This window comes from Methanolobus sp. (assembly GCF_016278385.1).
Taxonomy (GTDB): Archaea; Halobacteriota; Methanosarcinia; order Methanosarcinales; family Methanosarcinaceae; genus Methanolobus.
Window position 1 is genome coordinate 37,664 of the sequence record NZ_JADQBY010000030.1, and the last position, 18,456, is coordinate 56,119.

17 protein-coding genes and 1 tRNA gene are annotated in these 18,456 nt (G+C 39.0%); 11 read left to right on the forward strand and 7 right to left on the reverse strand.

The window, feature by feature from the left end; translation table 11 throughout:
• The first annotated feature begins 224 nt into the window (after positions 1 to 224).
• Positions 225 to 1,853, forward strand: a complete 1,629-nt coding sequence (locus tag QZZ23_RS12045) for a VWA domain-containing protein (RefSeq protein ID WP_292470473.1) — start codon at positions 225 to 227, stop codon at positions 1,851 to 1,853.
• 479 nt (positions 1,854 to 2,332) lie between these two features.
• On the opposite strand, the gene QZZ23_RS12050 is transcribed toward QZZ23_RS12045, so the two are convergent.
• Positions 2,333 to 5,056, reverse strand: coding sequence for a PKD domain-containing protein (locus QZZ23_RS12050; protein ID WP_292470478.1), 2,724 nt, complete (start codon positions 5,054 to 5,056; stop codon positions 2,333 to 2,335).
• A gap of 675 nt (positions 5,057 to 5,731) precedes the next feature.
• On the opposite strand from QZZ23_RS12050, the gene aspS reads away from it, so the two are divergent.
• Entirely contained in the window at positions 5,732 to 7,063 is a 1,332-nt protein-coding gene (gene aspS, locus QZZ23_RS12055; RefSeq protein ID WP_292470481.1) for an aspartate--tRNA(Asn) ligase, read from the forward strand.
• 26 nt (positions 7,064 to 7,089) lie between these two features.
• Positions 7,090 to 7,782 carry a ribose-5-phosphate isomerase RpiA gene (rpiA, locus tag QZZ23_RS12060; RefSeq protein ID WP_292470484.1) on the forward strand — a complete coding sequence of 231 codons (693 nt, stop codon included), beginning with the start codon at positions 7,090 to 7,092 and terminating at the stop codon, positions 7,780 to 7,782.
• 9 nt (positions 7,783 to 7,791) lie between these two features.
• Here the strand turns inward: rpiA and QZZ23_RS12065 are convergent, their stop codons facing one another.
• The 3 genes from QZZ23_RS12065 to QZZ23_RS12075 are packed head-to-tail and all read right to left on the reverse strand — an operon-like array spanning position 7,792 to position 10,236.
• The gene (locus tag QZZ23_RS12065; protein WP_292470487.1) at positions 7,792 to 9,003 is read right to left on the reverse strand and encodes a potassium channel family protein; all 1,212 of its coding nucleotides are present in this window, start codon (positions 9,001 to 9,003) and stop codon (positions 7,792 to 7,794) included.
• 55 nt (positions 9,004 to 9,058) lie between these two features.
• Complete coding sequence (locus QZZ23_RS12070) at positions 9,059 to 9,616, reverse strand: magnesium transporter (protein WP_292470489.1); 558 nt, start codon at positions 9,614 to 9,616, stop codon at positions 9,059 to 9,061.
• The gene (locus QZZ23_RS12075; protein WP_292470492.1) at positions 9,613 to 10,236 is read right to left on the reverse strand and encodes a magnesium transporter; all 624 of its coding nucleotides are present in this window, start codon (positions 10,234 to 10,236) and stop codon (positions 9,613 to 9,615) included. The genes QZZ23_RS12070 and QZZ23_RS12075 overlap by 4 nt, the downstream gene beginning before the upstream one ends.
• Before the next feature lie 129 nt (positions 10,237 to 10,365).
• Between QZZ23_RS12075 and QZZ23_RS12080 the strand changes: the two genes are divergently transcribed.
• From QZZ23_RS12080 to QZZ23_RS12095, 5 genes are all read left to right on the forward strand, one after another.
• Positions 10,366 to 10,668 carry a Dabb family protein gene (locus QZZ23_RS12080; RefSeq protein ID WP_292470495.1) on the forward strand — a complete coding sequence of 101 codons (303 nt, stop codon included), beginning with the start codon at positions 10,366 to 10,368 and terminating at the stop codon, positions 10,666 to 10,668.
• Between the two features lie 57 nt (positions 10,669 to 10,725).
• Positions 10,726 to 10,881 (forward strand): hypothetical protein, encoded by a 156-nt coding sequence (locus QZZ23_RS14715; RefSeq protein ID WP_366931351.1) that lies wholly within the window; start codon positions 10,726 to 10,728, stop codon positions 10,879 to 10,881.
• A 27-nt stretch (positions 10,882 to 10,908) separates the two neighbouring features.
• Positions 10,909 to 11,325: an NAD(P)H-dependent oxidoreductase gene (locus QZZ23_RS12085; RefSeq protein ID WP_366931352.1), complete on the forward strand. Its 417-nt coding sequence runs from the start codon at positions 10,909 to 10,911 to the stop codon at positions 11,323 to 11,325.
• 17 nt (positions 11,326 to 11,342) lie between these two features.
• Positions 11,343 to 11,804, forward strand: coding sequence for a pyridoxamine 5'-phosphate oxidase family protein (locus tag QZZ23_RS12090; RefSeq protein WP_292470498.1), 462 nt, complete (start codon positions 11,343 to 11,345; stop codon positions 11,802 to 11,804).
• Between the two features lie 156 nt (positions 11,805 to 11,960).
• Positions 11,961 to 12,037, forward strand: a tRNA-Val gene (locus QZZ23_RS12095).
• Positions 12,038 to 12,388: 351 nt separating this feature from the next.
• Here the strand turns inward: QZZ23_RS12095 and QZZ23_RS12100 are convergent.
• A complete protein-coding gene (locus QZZ23_RS12100) occupies positions 12,389 to 12,679 on the reverse strand; it encodes a putative quinol monooxygenase (protein ID WP_292470499.1) in 291 nt (96 codons plus the stop codon).
• 24 nt (positions 12,680 to 12,703) lie between these two features.
• Positions 12,704 to 13,225, reverse strand: coding sequence for a nitroreductase family protein (locus QZZ23_RS12105; protein ID WP_292470502.1), 522 nt, complete (start codon positions 13,223 to 13,225; stop codon positions 12,704 to 12,706).
• A 435-nt stretch (positions 13,226 to 13,660) separates the two neighbouring features.
• On the opposite strand from QZZ23_RS12105, the gene QZZ23_RS12110 reads away from it, so the two are divergent.
• Positions 13,661 to 14,524, forward strand: coding sequence for an HD domain-containing protein (locus QZZ23_RS12110; RefSeq protein ID WP_292470505.1), 864 nt, complete (start codon positions 13,661 to 13,663; stop codon positions 14,522 to 14,524).
• Positions 14,525 to 14,988: 464 nt separating this feature from the next.
• Here QZZ23_RS12110 and QZZ23_RS12115 read toward each other — a convergent pair whose 3' ends face one another.
• Entirely contained in the window at positions 14,989 to 15,843 is an 855-nt protein-coding gene (locus QZZ23_RS12115) for a UbiA family prenyltransferase (RefSeq protein ID WP_292470508.1), read from the reverse strand.
• Positions 15,844 to 16,239: 396 nt separating this feature from the next.
• On the opposite strand from QZZ23_RS12115, the gene mmrce1 reads away from it, so the two are divergent.
• Both mmrce1 and QZZ23_RS12125 read left to right on the forward strand, forming a co-directional pair.
• Entirely contained in the window at positions 16,240 to 17,073 is an 834-nt protein-coding gene (gene mmrce1, locus QZZ23_RS12120) for an MmRce1 family CPBP family CAAX prenyl protease (RefSeq protein ID WP_292470532.1), read from the forward strand.
• 37 nt (positions 17,074 to 17,110) lie between these two features.
• Positions 17,111 to 18,403, forward strand: coding sequence for an MFS transporter (locus QZZ23_RS12125; RefSeq protein ID WP_292470510.1), 1,293 nt, complete (start codon positions 17,111 to 17,113; stop codon positions 18,401 to 18,403).
• Positions 18,404 to 18,456: the final 53 nt, after the last annotated feature.

Sequence of the window (18,456 nt, forward strand, 5' to 3'; positions counted from 1 at the left end):
TGAGGTTGATTTGGATATACTTCATCCTTGATGTTTCTTTGCATTCCCATCACAGAAACTGTAAGCTTATAGGTAATTATTGTATATTTTGAATAAAAAAAACAAATCGAAAAGCATAAATCCAGTTACATAGCAAATCTGATATTGCTTATAACCACAAAGAATAAGATTTCAAATATACATAACTGGTTTATAAATGTAATATAAAAGATGAGTGTGTGTCAATGATAGATAAAAGTAAATTGCATAAATATTCTACAGGAATACTATTGATATCTATGCTTTGTATCGTTACCATCTCCATGATTGGAACAGCAAGTGCTAATAGTGTCGCAAGTCCTACGGTCACAAAGACAGCATCGCCGAGTGATATCAATATTGCTGGCAGTGGTACAAATGAGATTACTACTGTAACAATAACAGCCACAGGAGCAGGAAACACAACTACAACGTCAGTGCCCCTTGATATTGTATTTACAATCGACAGCTCTGGAAGCATGGAGTCGAGTGATCCTTCAAATCTTCGTTTACAAGCTGCAAACGACTTTATCGACAAGATGGAACCAACCAAAGATGCAGCAGGTGTTGTCAGCTGGGACGACGATATTGATTTTACTCAGGCTTTGACCAGTAATTTTGCCGATGCAAAAAGCTCTGTAAATGGTGTGAATAGGGAGGGAAACACGGACCTTTCTATTGGTCTGGCTGAAGCAATAAATATTTTAGATGCGAATACAAAAACAGAAAAATCTGCAGAGGTAATTATCTTTCTCAGTGATGGAGAGGGAGATTATAGCCATGCAATTGCACAGAGTGCTGCTGACAAAGGATACACCATATACAGTATTGGATTGGGAGATTCTGTTAATGTAACAAATCTAGAAGATATGAGCACCACAACTGGCGGAACATATTATTCAGCACCAACTGCAGAAACTCTTGATGCAATTTTCAACAATATATTAACTGAGGTGACCACTTCTACTATACCACAATACGTGGACGTTATCGAAGTAACTCAGAAATATATTATTGAAGAAGGTTCTTTTAACGTTGAACCAGATAGTGTCGTTACGGATGATAGCACCGGAATTACGACAATCACCTGGAATAATATTGGTTTGATTAAAGACAACGAACCAGATTTATCTAATGATGAAAAGGTAGTCTTATCGTTCAATGCAAAGTCAGACCAGAGTGGAAGTAATCTGGGTATTGATGTTTTAGGAACTGCAAAAGTATGCTATAAGGACATTGATGGAAACAATGCAGATTGTGTGGATATCCCTCAGGCCTATATTAACGTAGAAGCAAAAACAACAACCCAAAATGTTGAAGAAACCGTAACAGATACATTCCGTCTTGCACCATCTGTAAGTTTAACATCAACAAAAAATACAGTTGAGACGACTGACCCGGCACTTATTAGCTTGTCAATGATTAATCCTTCTGTTAATGATGTAAACCTGGCAGTCGATGTTATCATAAAGGCACCAAGCGGAGTATATGTCACTGCAACAAGCTTTGCAAGCAGTGGTTCTAATCAGAATATAGGGAACTTTATCGTCAGACCCGGAGAAGAGAACCACGTAACAATTCAAATAACTTCAACAGAAATAGGTGAGAAAGCGCTGGAATCCCAAGTAATATACTATCCAGAAGGCAATAAAGAAGAGTACAGAATGCTTCAACAGACCATGCCATTTTTTGTCGAAGAAAAATCAGAAGAAATTACTCCTGAGCCAGTGGAAGAGGAGACAGAAAGCCAGAGCCAGATAGTCATTCCAGGCTTCTCGTTTGCAACTTCTATTGCCTGCTTAGCTATCGCATTGTTCCTGTTTAAAATAAAATAGATTTTGATGATGCGATATTCCGGCAAATTCAAAGATTGGTATCATTAATCTTTTATTGATACCTTTCTCCTTTTTTAATATACCTTCGCTCTTATCAACTCATAATTTTGTAGTAAGAAAACAAACAAAATTTGATATGTATCTCTATAGCATCCTTTTCACTATGATCAATAATTTATAGGGCAGTTTCATTCATGAATTAAGCCATTCAATAATTACATTGGTAACTAATATTGCCCATACTTTTTGGCAAGGATATTTACTATAAACATCACAAGCCTTATTTTATTAATAGTAGTTAAGGCTCTGTAGAAATCCTCCAAATTCAAACAATAATGCAAGTCAATAAAACTTCTGTATGTTGTTCTGAATGGTGATTATTTTTGTTGAATTTTAGCTATACATAGTGATTTCAATGTGTTTTCTACAGAGCCGTAGTTAAGGTAAAATAAAAAGAATTGATGGTTAACAACCATCAATTAACGCTTATTAACTCTTCTTAACAGAAGAACTATTAGAAGTAAACCAACAGTTGAAGTCACTCCTGTGAATCCTGGCACAGGATTAGTGAGGACTGACCCGGGAGATGGATCAACTGGATCTGTGGAAGACCTAAGTTTATCTGTCACTTCAAGTATAAGCTCGTCTCCTTGAGATTGTGGAGTTTCGCCGGAAATTGAATAATGTACTTCTGATATGATGGAATGAGTCCCGGGTTCGTTACCCTGAATATTAAATGACATGTACTTTACTTCGTCTCCAGGTTCAACTGTATAACTGGCAGTATACATACCGGCTCCTGATTCTGCAAAAGAGCTGCCTGAAACACAGGTCCCATCTGGAGCTTTAAGTATCATTTGAACATCCATAGGGAGATTACCAATCGGATTAAGCACACTTAAAGTGAATACTGCATAATCCCCTACACTGATAGTGTCTTTGGTAGCCTGGAATAAAACCTCTGGTCCTCTTTTTGATACAGGCAATTGTACTTCTTTAGAACTGGAGTGTACATTCATATCTTTATCATTTGCAGTGAAACTGACTACGTGGTTCCCATCACTTAGAACAGGAGTGATTGTTGAATATGAACCTGCTGATGTATAAGAATCAATTTCCTTTCCATCAAGTTTACAGATTATTTTTCCGATTCCACTGTCATCTGTAACTGAATATGATATTTTGACTTTTTCACCCTCTTCCAATATCTTATCGTCATCACCAATTACCTCCAGATTTCCAATGATAATATTCGGAGCTGTTTTATCCTCTACTTTTAGTACCATATATTCAGTTGACGGATAACTTTCAACGTGTATCAAAGCATTTTCTTCGTAGTAACCGTTCTTTGATACTTTTAGCATAATATCTGTATTTTTGTCAACATCGGCAGTTACAACTCCGTCAATGTCGGTAACATCCACAAATTCATCGGCTAAATATACCATTGCATTACTTAATGCTTTACCGGTCTCGTCTTTTACATTTACCGTAACAGGAATCTTTACATAATTCAGGTAAATCATAACGTCTCTGTATGCATCATAACCAGCATTTACTGTTTCAAATTTTGGCTCATAGCCTGACTTCTCTGCATTCAGCAAATAACTGGTTCCTTCTGTTACCTGAGTAGTTAACTTTCCACTTGAATCGGTCTGTCCGATCAAATTCCCATCTAAGTAAATATCAGTATTTCCCAGATATGTGGAATCACTGCTATCTTTAACTGTAATCACTAAATCTAAATTATCTGAGGGTACTGCGGGTGGTATAACTGGATCACCGTCATCTCCTCCATTATTTGCATTGATTGTAACGATTGTAGATGCTGCATCTGACCACTTACCATTACTGTCCTGTACACTGAAATATATTGTATGTGTTCCGGCAGAAAGATCTGATGTGCTGAAACTTGCAGATGTACTTAATTGTCCATCGTAGCTGGAAGTCCATTTATAGGCAACAATTTTACCATTTGTAGTAGTACCGGTTCCTGAAAATGAAACAGATGTACCTTCAGTTGCAGAGTTAGGAGTAATTGAAGTTATAGTTGATTCAACAACATGATTAATTACATCGAATGAATATTCATTGACATAGAATCCCTGTTGATCAGTTTTTGAAGAGGAAGAGGGATTTCGTATATAATTTGCAACATCTTTTTCCCTGAGGGTAGTCCTTACATAAAATCTCAGCTCAGAAGCCCCTTCATTTACTTCTACTTTAATTGTGAGAGTTTCAGTTTGTCCACTGTCCCAATTATCATCATAAAGTTGAACAAGTGGATTAATTGCTGTTATTGTTGAACTAGTACTTGTAACAAGCGAACTTCCCACAGGGAATAATTTGTTTTGATTACTACCTGTGCCGCTTACCTCTATAATATCTTCATTATCAGGGAAAGAAACAGCAATGAATCCGATATTTGACGGACCACCTGTATTTTTCACGGATATTTTTATCGTGGCAACATCACCTGCATATAGACCATAAGATGGGGCGACTACAACATTCGTAATTTCAGGGAATGGAAGAGATGGAGCTTCACTTATGAATTCAGAAGAAGGAACGAATGAATCTTCATTTGAATCTTCATTTAAATCTTCATTTATGAATTTTGAATCAGCATTTAATGAATCGTCCTCACTCACATCGAATGAATATTCATTGACATAGAATCCCTGTTGATCAGTTTTTGAAGAGGAAGAGGGATTTCGTATATAATTTGCAACATCTTTTTCCCTGAGGGTAGTCCTTACATAAAATCTCAGCTCAGAAGCCCCTTCATTTACTTCTACTTTAATTGTGAGAGTTTCAGTTTGTCCACTGTCCCAATTATCATCATAAAGTTGAACAAGTGGATTAATTGCTGTTATTGTTGAACTAGTACTTGTAACAAGCGAACTTCCCACAGGGAATAATTTGTTTTGATTACTACCTGTGCCGCTTACCTCTATAATATCTTCATTATCAGGGAAAGAAACAGCAATGAATCCGATATTTGACGGACCACCTGTATTTTTCACGGATATTTTTATCGTGGCAACATCACCTGCATAGAGGTCTTGTGGTTCTACCACAACACTTGTGATTTCTGGAAAAGGAACTGAAGTTTCGTCAGTTCCATCTGCTGCTACAGAACAATTTGTCAATACTACCAAGATAAAAAGACTACACATCCCTAATCCAATCCAAGACCTCATATCATAACCACCATCTATTGTTGTCTTACTCATTAAATGCGTTAGACTAATTGGATATAAAATAGCTCTATCAAATATTGGTCTTGCCAGTTAGAATATTTCATTTGTGATTTCAACACAGTTTAACTAATTCGAGGATCAAAGTTTCAATAATATTTCCAGCATAAAAGTAGACCTCCACTATATCTCCCTTTCAATCTGGAATAAAAACACTAAAATACCCTTTTATTTGTTATGTGAATATAGGTGTCCACATTCAATTTAAACTGATGTTATTTTTATTATTCATCCAGCCTTTGATATCAATTATATTGCTTTACAAATCCAATCTATACACCATTTTGAGTCTTAACTGTTTCAAAATAAAAGTGGAAAAAGTAGAATATAAGGTTTTCTATTTTAATTTTAAAGAGATTACAAAATTAAACATTCAATAACCCTTATGAATAATATTTAAAAAATCTAAAAAATGGCTCTGTAGAAAACCTATTTCATATTTTATTTTGACATCTTTTATCACCTTATTTATATAGTCACATACTAGTACTATAGTATACATTTAGGGACTAAAAAACGATTCACAAACCTTTATAATGAATAAATTAGGTATTGAAGCAAATCAGTTATTTCAATTATATATTTAATTCAATGTTTAACGTCAAATAAGGTGAATATATGTCATTAGCAAATCTCAGGACGCATTACACGTCACAGATCAACCCGGAGGAACTGGGTGACCAGAAGGTCACTGTTGCCGGATGGGTTCACGAGGTCCGTGACCTTGGTGGAATTTGTTTTGTTGTGCTCAGGGACCGTGAAGGAAGGGCTCAGATCACATTGGTGAAAAAGAAGACAGACCCGGAACTTCTGGAGAAGGCAAGGAAACTTGTAAGGGAATCTGTAGTATCAATTACAGGTACTGTAAAGCCAGAAGCAAAGGCTCCAAATGGATATGAGCTCATTCCAGATGAGATTAACCTCATCAATGAGTCAGCTTCACCATTGCCAATGGACACAACCGGAAAGGTTGAAGCTGAGCTTGACACACGTCTTGATTCAAGGTTCATTGACCTTAGAAGGGAAAGGACCACAGCTATTTTCAGAATAAGACATGAAGTACTAAGAGCGGTCAGGAATTTCCTTACAGACAATGGATTCATTGAGACATCCAGTCCAAAAGTAGTGGCAACAGCAACAGAAGGTGGAACATCCCTTTTCCCTATCACATACTTTGACAGGGAAGCATTCCTTAACCAGAGTCCACAGCTCTTCAAGCAGATCCTGATGTCAGGCGGACTTGACAGGGTCTTTGAGATCGGTCCAATCTTCCGGGCAGAGGAGCACGACACCCGCAGGCACCTTAATGAAGCAACCTCCATAGATATTGAGGCAAGTTTCTGTGATCATTTTGATGTAATGGAGATTCTTGAGGAAATGGTTACCTACATCTATGAACAGATAATTGAGAAGTCATCTGATTCACTTGCGGCTCTTGGCGTCGAGTTAAAAGTACCGGCACTTCCATTCAAGAGAGTAACTTACGATGAAGCAATCGAGATCGTCAATGCGAACACTGACGAGATGCTCAACTGGGGCGACGACCTTGGTACTGCTGCCGAGCATACTATCGGTGAACACGTATTCAAGGAAACCGGTGAATCACACTATTTCATCATTGACTGGCCAACCGAGATAAAACCATTCTATGCAATGCCTTATGAAGACAATCCTATTCTTTCAAAGGGATTCGACATGATGCACAGGACAATGGAACTCTCATCAGGTGCACAGCGTATACACATTCCAGAGCTTCTTGTAAGCAGAATTGAGTCACAGGGTCTTGACCCAGAGGGATTCGAGTTCTATCTCAAGGCTTTCAGATACGGTATGCCACCGCATGCTGGATGGGGTATTGGGTGCGAAAGACTTGTCATGACAATGCTTGGTGTTGAAAACATCCGTGATGTTGTACTCTTCCCAAGGGACAGGCGAAGACTTTCCCCGTAATTACCAAAATAAAAGGATGAATCTTTATGAAAGAAAGAAATCCAGCAGGAGAAAGTCCTGAAAAGAAAGCTGCAGGAATTGCAGCTGCCGATCTTGTAACTGATGGAATGGTAGTCGGTCTTGGTACTGGCTCCACAACTGCCTACACAATAGCCGAGCTTGGAAGGCGTGTTGATGAAGGTCTTGACATTATTGCAGTTGTAACATCATATCAGTCAGAGATGCTTGCTATCCAGGCAGGTATTACCCTGACTTCACTTGCAGAACATCCTAACCTTGATATTGCCATTGATGGTGCTGACCAGATTGATTCTGGTCTGAACGTTATCAAGGGCGGTGGTGCTGCGCACACCCGTGAAAAAGTTGTTTCACGTTCAGCAGAGCGCTTTGTAGTTGTAGCTGATGAATCAAAAGTCAGTGAACAATTGAATCACTATGTTCCTCTGGAAGTACTTCCATATGCAAAGGAATATGTTTCCCAACAGATTCTCAGGATTGGCGGCAAACCGGAACTCCGTCTTGCATCAAGAAAAGATGGTCCGGTTATATCTGATAATGGGAATTTCATTATCGATGCAAGCCTTGGCGTGATCGAGAATCCTGTGGTTATATCCGCAATTCTTTCACAGATAGCTGGAATTGTGGAACACGGCATCTTTACCAATGCAGACGAGGTCTACATCGGTAAGAAAGACGGTTCCGTAGAAATAATGTCCTGATCGATTCGATCAGGATTCATTTTTATTGTCAAACAGACAGGCACACATTTCAAATAATGCTTCTTCTCCTGTGTGTGAACCTCTGGCTATGAGTATGTCTCCGGCTTTGACAACTGTTCTCTTGTTTGGTCTGTAAACCCATCTTTCTTCTCTTTTAATAGCCATTACATGGACACCGGTTTCGGTTTCCAGTTTTAACTGACCAAAGTTTTTCTCGATTATTGGTGAGCAGTCCTGAACTACAAGTTTGGTTATAACCTCATCAGATTCCCTTACAGCTATGGTGATGATCGGGTGCAGGTCAATATCCCTCAGGACTGTATCTGCAATAGTGTAAGCAGCATTTGAGATTGCTTCTGCTGAGTTTGCAAGTTGAAGCAGTCCACGAAGGATGTTTACATCAGGGACATGTTTTGCAGTCTCAAGTACCCAGTGCTGAAGTTCATGTTTCATGGAGTCCATTTCAGCTTCAAGCGCCTTAACTTCATGTGCAATATCCTCGTTATCGAATAATAGGGCAGAATAAGCTAATCCTACGGAAAGTTCACCCATATTTTTCATTTCCACAATTATGTCAGCAGCTCTTTCAAGGTCTATCAGGAATCTCTCATGCTGCATTTCCTTTGGAATATATTTCCGACTTGTTACAAGTTCAAAGAAAAGAGTTAATCCATCGTCATGACCACGTGCAAAAAGCACATCACCTGGTCTTATACGGGTCGCATGGTTTGGATCATATATCCACTCATCATTTCTGCGAATGGCAATTATCCACATTCCTGCCTCGGTGTCCAGTTCGATGTCTTCCAGGTTCCTGCCTGCAATTTCAGATTGATCACTGACAGTCGCTCTTGTAATGGTCTCATCAGCTTCTCTCATTGCAAGTTTTAATTCCATGGGAATACCCATATCCATTAAGACAATTTTGGCAATGTCTCCTGCTGCATTGGCTATGTTCTCTGATGCACGGGCAACCTGAAGCACACCTGACATCTCCTCTGCTTCCTCAACACGTCTTGTGCTGAGCATAGCAGCTATTTTCATGTGATAGTCAAGGGTGTCCATTTTTTCTTCAAGGCGAACTACCTCTTCTGCAATGTCCTCGTCATCATAGACCATGGCTGAATAGGCAAGGTCTACCATGAGCTCGGATGTATCCTTCATTTCAATTAGCAAATCTTTGAGGTTGCGTGGGCTATACCTTATTTCCTTTGGTCTCATATGTTTCTACCGTTCATTGTATTCTTATTCTGTATTTGTTTTTAATAATTTTCGTTTAGATTAGATTTAGAATATGCATTGTCATGAATATTCCGCTGACACCTATAAAGTCACCAAGGGTGGCGATTAATGGGATTACTGTGTCATCGGGATCTATTCCGAATCTGTGAGATGCAAATGCGATTACAATAGTTGCTGAAAAGACTGCAATCAGTTCAAATGAGCCAGCTATGAGGCACAAAGCCATGAGGGTTATAAAGGGCATTCCAATGCCAAGTACTGCCCCGGTCATCCAGACCATGATACCCACAAAAATGCAGGCGCAAATCCCTACAATGAGGGCTGCAAGGACACTATTGCGGACAACAGGGCTGCGGTGAAGGTGGTTACCCAGACCCATATGAAATGATGATGAAAGCCTGGCTCCAAGCATGCTTCCGGTGTCTCCGCCAATCTTGATGAGTGCAGGTATCAATACGAGTATAATTGGCATAGAAACGAGTTTATGTAGCTCTATGTTGAGTATCTGGCCTGCAAATATGGCTATTACAGAGGTGATAAGAAGTATTGGGAATCCTCTTCCAACAATGCCTCTTATTGTGTAGTAACTCATATCATGAGCACCACCTTTGCAGCCATGAAGATCATTATCATTGATACAATATCACCGATGGTGGCAATGGCTGGTGTGACTACGTTATCCGGGTCAAATCCAAAACGGAACATGCCAAGTGCAAGCAGGACTGCAACAACTGCAAGAATTATCCCAGAGGTTACTCCGGCGATGACTGCTATTAATGTAAGGGTGAATACACCTGCACTTTGCAGACCAAGACCTACAGTTACGAGGTGACCGACAATTCCGAGTATGATTGACATTATGAGGCTTAGGAGAAGGGAACCTGAAACATTATTGATAAGTTCAGGGTTGCGGTCTATTTTTGTGATAAGGCCCATGTGTATGGCACTTCCAAGGCGTGATCCAAGTGTGCAGGAAACATTTCCACGCATACCAAGTACAGCAGGTGTGATAACTATTAATCCCGGTATTAGTTCCAGTTCATTGCTCATACCTGAAAGGATAAGTCCTGATATAACTCCTCCTATGGTGGCCATGAGCTCGAATGGCAGCGCCTCACGTACTATGGAGCGGACACTTCCGTAATCTCCTATGTATTCCTCGACGACTTCTATTTCGTAATCCTCGTCTTCATCACTTGGATCGTAAGACATTACTGCCCTATTTTGCTTTGTTAATATTTAAACACCTATCAGGATTATTTTTCCAAAAATCATATCCTTTAGTACTCAAACATAAAAGACATAAGACATGTCAACATTTGCATAAAAGAGGAATATCACATGTTAAAGCATATTGTTATGTGGAAGTTGAAGGAGAACGCTGAAGGAAAGAGCAACATTGGGAATGCTTTACTCATGAAGGAAATGCTTGAAACTCTTAAGGGCGTAATCCCGGAAATTGAAATGATCGAAGTAGGAATCAATGAAAATCCTTCGGCTGCTGCTTACGATGTTGTTCTTTATTCCGAGTTCAGGGATGAAGAAGCACTCAGGAAATACCAGGATCATCCTGAACATGTAAAGGTTGCTGAATTTGTCGGTAAGATAAATGATGATCGTGTTGTTGTTGATTATCATGTTTGAATTTATTAAAAAAATTATCTGTTTAATTAATAATATTCGATTGTTAGATGTGTTTGCATGAATGTCTCTGTTATACTCGGATATCCTTATGAGAAGAGTTTCAACCGCGCTATTGCAAATAAGGTGCTTGATACCTTGAATGCCAATGGGTACGATGTTTATTTTCACGACCTGCATGGGGAAGGTTTTGACCCTCTTCTTCGGGGAGAATAACTCATTACTGACCAGTCGGAAGATATGTTGGTCCAGATACATTGCTCAGAGATCGTAGGGGCAGATTGTATAATCATCCATCCAAACTGGTGGGGACAGCCGCCTGCCATACTGAAAGGATGTGTGGACCGTGTACTCAGGGAAAAGATAGCGTACACGTTTGCTGAGGACGATGATGGTTCAGGACTTCCAATCGGTCTTATGAAAGCAAAGGCTCCTGTCGTGTTCAATAATTCTAATACACCGGAGGAAAGGGAGAATAATGTTTTCGGTGATCCATTGGAGAGGATTTGGAAGGACTGTATTTTTGATTTCTGCGGGGTTACCAATTACAGACGCAAAATGTTCAGGACAATTGCGGACAGTTCCGAAGAAGAGCGGCGGAACTGGCTGGATGAGGTTAAGGATATTATTTGCTTTAATTTTCCGCACATTGATGCTTAATTTTAAGAGGTTAAGATATGAGAAGGCCTGAGAAAAAAATTGTGGATCAAAATGTGATACACAGTATCCTCAAAGAGACTATTATATGCAGGATAGGACTTTGCGATAACAATATCCCATATGTGGTGCCAATGAATTTTGCATACCACGATAATGCACTCTATCTGCATGCAGCCAGAGCTGGAAAAAAGCTGGATATCATCAAGGCTAATCCTCATGTCTGCTTTGAGATGGAGTATAAAGCAGAAGTATCCCTAGCATCCACAAGTTGTGGATGGAGTATGAAATATTACAGCATAATAGGCTGGGGTAACGCTTCCATGATCACCAATTCTGCAGACAAGACTGAAGCCTTGAATCTGCTGATGGAAAAGTATGCCGGGGAGAAATCTCTCTCATATGAAGATACTATTCTGGACAAGGTCGCGATCATCAGGGTGGAAATAACTGAAATGACTGGAAAGAGATCAGGATATTAATGCCCTTTATCTGTTATTCCAGCAAAAATCAGTAAGATATTAATTTTTCATTCGGTATTTGCATATTCCATCAATAAAGGTTATATACAACTAGTTACATTAAGGAGTTGCTCGAGGGCGAAAGCGCCACCGAACAACTTTATTCGCAAACAATGTGGGCCCGTGGTCTAGCTGGTTATGACATCGCCTTTACACGGCGGGGGTCATGAGTTCGAATCTCATCGGGCCCACCATACTTCTATTTCGTCTGCTGATATTGATTCTTGTAAGAGTTGGAGCTGCTTTTCTACTTACTATTTATTTATGATTTCTAAGAAAAAAACTAACATATTTTCATAAACATTTTGCACTTAAATGCAGTTCACTTATGTATGAAAGATTTTGAAGACGCGCTTCTTGATTTATCTTGGAAGAATTTCCATCACATAAGAAACGCTGCAGCAGATAAGCCTTTTAGTTTAAATGTACATATAAAGGGAAGGTTTGAGATGTGGGAAGGGTTTTAACATGAAGCTTGTTTGCAAAAAATGTAATATATGGGTAACAAAACCAATAATAAAATTGGTTGATACTAATTTATAATGTCACACCATTTTATTGTAAACATTGATCTCAACTTCTTTTTCAAAGCAATCTGCCATCAAAGGAACTATTTCCTTGAAATGTTTAGAATTAAAGTGCCTTTCCAGACATTTATTATCTTCCCATTCCTCAATCATGGTCAGGATTAGTAGATTTTCTGAATCCCGATAAAGACCATATTCAATGCAGCCTTCTTCTTTCAGTGTCTCTTTGACCAATTCTTTGCTCAAACCAATATAATCTTCGACCTTTTCAGGTTTAACATAGTGTTTTGCAACAACTTTTATTGTCATGAAACCACCTGATACTAAAAAGATTCATAATTTTTTACCGTATGAGTTGTGGTAGACCTTCTCTTCCATATACCTGTCCTGCGGGCCAGCCTTCTGTGCAGGATATCCAACAGGTACCAGTCCTAGGGGAATTATATGTTCCGGCAAATTGAAAGCTTTCCTGAAACCTTCCACCCTGTCTTCCATAGGGTGAATTCCAGTCCACACCGCACCAAGACCGAGTGCATGAGCAGCCAGCAGGAGATTCTGTATTGCAGCCGAACAGTCCTGTACCCAGAATCCCGGAGCTTTTTCCAGACTTGTATCTCCACAGACAAGAATTGCAAGTGGAGCATTGCGGGCCATGGCTGCATAAGGGCTGTATGTAGGGATCTCATCCAGTAGCTTGCGGTCGTCAATTACTATAAATGTCCACGGTTGTGCATTCACAGCTGAAGGCGCACTCATGGCAGCAGACAATAGTTCTTTGATTGTTTCCGGTGCTATGCTTTCATCCGTATATTTTCGGATACTTCTGCGAGTGTGAATAGCTTCTAATGCGTCCATAGTTACAGAGCTCCTTTTATGCCTGAACACCGATGATTTAACAAAGCTCAAAAGAACTATAACAATAAATTCATGTGGCATACAGACTAAATTATTGCAACGTCATTTGTACATGTAAACTACTTCAAGCTATCGAACAACGGATTAATGGAGAAACAACTCCTATAATTGTTGAAAACTTTTTCTCTGCATCATCTAGTTATATCTTAAATCATAAATATGAAATAAATCCGCCTGAAAGAGGCGGTGGTTTACAGATGCATTTCATGAGGTGCTTATCTTATGTCTGAGAGTTTAATTGATTTAAACTTGCTGAACATTTCTTATTATACTTTCACTATATAGTATCAGGGATATATACAGGAATTAATTCCAAAGGATGAAGAAAGTATCAACGAATCATTTATTCTTTGCATAAATAAGGGAGTTGTCATCATGAAAATACGAGAGCTTATCAACCAGTATTGTAGCAGTACTGAAAAAAAAGGAAACGGGATTACTATCTATACAATCAATGTTCTCGAACCTATAGAAACACCCGAATTATTCAGCTATCTGGACTTCTTGTCTGAGGAACCTCACAGGAGGATTTGGGTCAGCGACCCTTACAGGATGATAGCAATAGAGATAGATGGCGAATTAACCGTTTACGAACACGTGAGGATGGCAAACTACAGGATACAGTTGAATGATCTCCAGGAAAAGTATGAAGAACAAAGGGAGACTGACCTGACAGAACTTGCTGATGTGTTTGCGTTCGCCGTTGATTGTCACAAGAATAGCATGAGGAAGTCAGGTACTCCATATATATCGCATCCAATGGATGTAGCATCCATCCTTCTCAAAGAGAACGTACCTCTTGAACTTGTTTTTGCAGGATTGCTCCATGACGTTGTTGAAGATACTGACATTCATATTGAAATAATATTAGGAAAATATGGCCAACAAGTTGCTGATTACGTGTACGCTGTTACCGAACCTGAAAAGCTTAGAAATCCTCCAACTGGTAACAAGGAACAAACCTGGAAAGAACGGAAGGAACACACCATACAAGAGATGGTAGGTGCTAACCGCGAAATCAAACTCCTCTCATGTGCAGACAAGCTTGCAAATATCAGGGACCTTATCAGTGATGTAAGGATGCAAGGAGAAGGCTTTTGGGACAAGTTCAATGCACCTAAGCAAGAACAGGAATGGTACTACCGCTCAATGCTGGAATCCTTCGCGACGGGTACACAGAACATTGCAGAAACCCGTGTGTACTGTAATCTCAAGGAATGTGTGGAAGAGCTATTTTGAATTACAATTCTTGGATCATCTTGTACTTTATTTACCCTGTCCTACATAGGCGGGGTTATAGATGCACTTCATGAGGTTGATCTAAATACACTGAATATTCAGTCAATATATTTCATTTGAACATTTCAAATGAGTTATATCATCTGAACTTTAGGTCATGTAGTTCAAACGTGATAAAAAGAAGAAACTAAGTTTAGCAGAATAAGCAAGACAAATCTATAGATTATCTTTATCTGATTTAGCAGAAAATACATTAATTCTACATGCTAAGTAACTGTACGAAATCTGTAGTGTAGGAGTAGTGTCAAAAAGGAAATATTTTTGATGCCAGCAATTTTGCATTTCTTTTGTGAGGATTAGGTAGACAATGAAAGGAAAGTGAGACGTACCTCTATTTTTCCACATGAGGATTTCTACAGAGTCGAATACTCCATTTGGTTGACTGGATTTTGAATCCCTTATTTTCATACTTCAAAAAGTCTAATCAATATGAAAACCAACAGTCCCAAGGTTGTACCTAAATATATCCAGCGGATATATTCCCTTCCTGCACTCTTATTATTGCCAGATTTTAAAAGTCTCAAAGATGGATAAGCAATCGAAACATTCATTATTGCAATTGGAACCAGATAAATGGCAGGCAACCACCTTAGTATAAAGGGAACAAATGTCAACAGAATAACAAAAAAGAAAATGTAACTGCTTATCCGGAGAGCCATTTTATTTCCATATTTTATTGCCAGGGAATTTGAATTGATAAGAAGATCTCCCTGCACATCCATAGAATCAGCAGCAATCTCTTCTCCCAAATCTATCAATGCGGCAATTACAGCAAAAAGCCAGACGATATTATTAAAAGGCAATCCTACAGATACGCCACCATAAATAAATGTCGTCCCAACAGAAAAACTCACCATCAAATTACCAGGCAAACCGCTCTTTTTATATTTTCTGTTATAGAGAAATCCAATCATCAACAAAAGAACTGAGAATAATAACACTACAATATTGATCAGATAGCTAAGGATCAGACCAAAGAACACTAAACTAATTGCTAGCATTAAAGCTTCTGATTGAGTTACAGCGTTTGAAGGAATTGGCCGGTCGGGTGCATTGAGTCTATCAGTCTCAACATCAAAATAATCATTTAATACTAATATTGAAGCTGAAATAAAGAATACTGACAAAAAACCAAGTGTTGTTTCAGGAATAGATGCAAACTTTCCCAGGGCTAAGATTTGTCCCATGACAACGCATACTCCTGCTGAGAACGGGAGTTCAAATCTTAATAGCCTTAGAAGTCCTTTTATTTTTCTCATGGTAATGCACATTCTTTATTCATCAATCAAATACTCTTTACATTATAGAGTGTTACCAACTAAAAAACAATAATATACATGATATTACATCAGTGATGTTAAATTTCTATGGCTTTTGTTTGTGTTAATTATTTAAAAGTACTTAATTCAGATAATGAAGTACTTCCCGTGGTCAAAGTCCCTCTTCTCCGTGCGAAGCCAGCAACATCCAGTCTGTATCTTCATATATTTCCAGTTTGGGACTCAGGTTACATATAGTTTTTGAGATAGATATTTTTGCAACGAATTCAAAATGGATGCTTTTATTAATTAATAGGTTTATTCAATAATTTAGGATTTCATTCAATGTAAAATATTATAGGGGCATTACCATCAAAATCACTGTGTGGTGAAACTATTATACCTAATTACAAGTATAAACCCGGCATCTATTATCTTTCAATCTTCATCATAACCTTTGCTCTCTGGTTTGCAGGTGCATACATGAGTTTCCGTGATGATGGAAACGGACTATACATGCTTGTACTGCTGCCAGGACTAATGGCACCATTTCTCATCTCGCTTTTTATGATCTACCGCTCAAACAACGCGGATCTTAAAAAAGATTTTATTAACAGGCTTATCAACATCAGGCTGATACACCCAAATATCTTACCTGTGTTTTTTTTACTAATGCCTCTAGTAGTCCTGCTCTCGACACTGATCTCTATTCCACTCGGAGAACCCTTGTCACAGTTCCAGTTTGCAGAAGGCTTCTCCTTCTCTGCAGGAGCTGTACCGGTATTGTTGATTCTCCTGCTTGCAGCTAGCTTTGAAGAACTCGGGTGGAGAGGTTATGCCTTTGACAGCTTGCAGAGTCGTCATACTTACTTTACAGCATCACTGATCTTCAGTGTACTATGGTCACTCTGGCATTTCCCGTTGATATTTGTCAACAACTCCTACCAGTATGAGATCTTTAATGAGAATTTCTGGTATGGCATGAACTTTTTTGTCAGCATCGTTCCAATGGGAATGATCATCAGCTGGATATGCATAAAGAACGGGAAAAGCATTATTGCTGCTATGGTCTTTCACTTTATTATCAATATGTCCCAGGAGCTGCTGGATATAACCCAGAACACAAAATGTATAGAGACTGTTGTGCTGATCTTTGTGGCAGTTCTTCTAATTGCATATGACAGGGAAATGTTCTTTTCAAGAAAACACCTTGCAGAAAGGACCGAATAAGGTCCCTCTTTTTTTATCGAAGTAAAATGGTAATACAATGACAGACAAATCACAGGACCTTTTTCCTAAATTCCTTCTGATCTGGTTCGGGCAATTTATCTCCATAATAGGTACTGGCCTTACGATTTTTGCTCTGGGAATATACGTGTATCAGCTAACAGGAACTGCTTCCAGCTATGTTTTTATATTATTGTGTGCTTTTCTGCCGCCAATCTTACTAAAACCCTATGGAGGCATACTGGCAGATCGTCATGACAGGAGTATAATGATGGTCTTCGGTGACCTTGGATCAACGCTGGGCCTTCTCTTCATATTCTTCATGATGCTTAAAGGTGATATTCAGCTCTGGCAAATCTATCTCGGGATTTCTGTCAGTTCAATCTTTTCAGCCTTTCAGGAACCAGCTTACAAGGCTTTGGTTACTGATCTTCTGCCTGAGAACCAGTATGCCAAGGCAAGTGGCCTCATGCAGCTGGCAAGTTCTGCCCAGTATTTATTATCACCATTTTTAGCAGGTATATTGCTGTCTATATTTGATATAAAATACATTTTCCTGATTGATATTTCAACTCTTGTGATAGCCAGTTCAATTGTAATCTGGGTTAGAAAAGTTCTGGGTGCTGTCCCGGTGAAGTATCATGAACAAAAGCTCATGGAAGAGTTCAAAGAAGGCATCCATGAGTTTTCACGGAATAAAGGTGTAGTCCATCTTGTAATTACCACCATGTTCATACTCTTCTTTGTGGGATTGCTTCAATCCTTGTTTATTCCGATGATGCTGAACCTGGCATCTGTCAGAGCAGTCGGTATCTCGCAATCGCTTTGTGCTTCTGGAATGATAATTGGCAGCCTTTTCATCGGTGTGTTTGGCAGCAAGAACAAACATGTAGCAATGCTGTCAGTTTCCCTGTTTCTGTCAGGCATATTCTTTGCAGGACTTGGTTTCTCGACAAATATAGTTCTGGTTACTCTGTCAGGCTTCTTGTTCTTTGCCACCCTGCCCTTCATCAATACTCCAATCGAGGTACTGATACGAAAGAATATCGACAACAATAAGCAAGGTCGTGTGTGGTCCATTATCTCCACGGTTACTTATCTTGGGTCTATCATTGCCTTTGCAGTGGCCGGTTTTCTTGCAGATGATATTTTTAATCCACTGCTGGAAACAGATGGACTTCTGGTAGAATCAGTTGGTTCTGTTATAGGCATAGGAGCAGGCAGAGGAATTGCTTTAATGTTTATTTTTTCTGGATTGATGATCTCTGTCATCGCTTTGTTCATCTGGAAAAATGAGATGATTCAAAGACTTGAAGGTGAACGGGAAAAATAAGAACCTGACAGATTATGACGTGATTTCTCAATCCTGCTTTATTTTTACTTTAA

Coding starts and splice junctions, on each gene's coding strand:
- QZZ23_RS12045 (WP_292470473.1), top strand. CDS start 225: ATGATAGATAAAAGTAAATTGCATAAATATTCTACAGGAATACTATTG.
- QZZ23_RS12115 (WP_292470508.1), bottom strand. CDS start 15,843: ATGAGAAAAATAAAAGGACTTCTAAGGCTATTAAGATTTGAACTCCCG.
- QZZ23_RS12110 (WP_292470505.1), top strand. CDS start 13,661: ATGAAAATACGAGAGCTTATCAACCAGTATTGTAGCAGTACTGAAAAA.
- QZZ23_RS12080 (WP_292470495.1), top strand. CDS start 10,366: ATGTTAAAGCATATTGTTATGTGGAAGTTGAAGGAGAACGCTGAAGGA.
- QZZ23_RS12090 (WP_292470498.1), top strand. CDS start 11,343: ATGAGAAGGCCTGAGAAAAAAATTGTGGATCAAAATGTGATACACAGT.
- QZZ23_RS12070 (WP_292470489.1), bottom strand. CDS start 9,616: ATGAGTTACTACACAATAAGAGGCATTGTTGGAAGAGGATTCCCAATA.
- QZZ23_RS12125 (WP_292470510.1), top strand. CDS start 17,111: ATGACAGACAAATCACAGGACCTTTTTCCTAAATTCCTTCTGATCTGG.
- QZZ23_RS12075 (WP_292470492.1), bottom strand. CDS start 10,236: ATGTCTTACGATCCAAGTGATGAAGACGAGGATTACGAAATAGAAGTC.
- QZZ23_RS12050 (WP_292470478.1), bottom strand. CDS start 5,056: ATGAGGTCTTGGATTGGATTAGGGATGTGTAGTCTTTTTATCTTGGTA.
- aspS (WP_292470481.1), top strand. CDS start 5,732: ATGTCATTAGCAAATCTCAGGACGCATTACACGTCACAGATCAACCCG.
- QZZ23_RS14715 (WP_366931351.1), top strand. CDS start 10,726: ATGAATGTCTCTGTTATACTCGGATATCCTTATGAGAAGAGTTTCAAC.
- rpiA (WP_292470484.1), top strand. CDS start 7,090: ATGAAAGAAAGAAATCCAGCAGGAGAAAGTCCTGAAAAGAAAGCTGCA.
- QZZ23_RS12065 (WP_292470487.1), bottom strand. CDS start 9,003: ATGAGACCAAAGGAAATAAGGTATAGCCCACGCAACCTCAAAGATTTG.
- QZZ23_RS12100 (WP_292470499.1), bottom strand. CDS start 12,679: ATGACAATAAAAGTTGTTGCAAAACACTATGTTAAACCTGAAAAGGTC.
- QZZ23_RS12105 (WP_292470502.1), bottom strand. CDS start 13,225: ATGGACGCATTAGAAGCTATTCACACTCGCAGAAGTATCCGAAAATAT.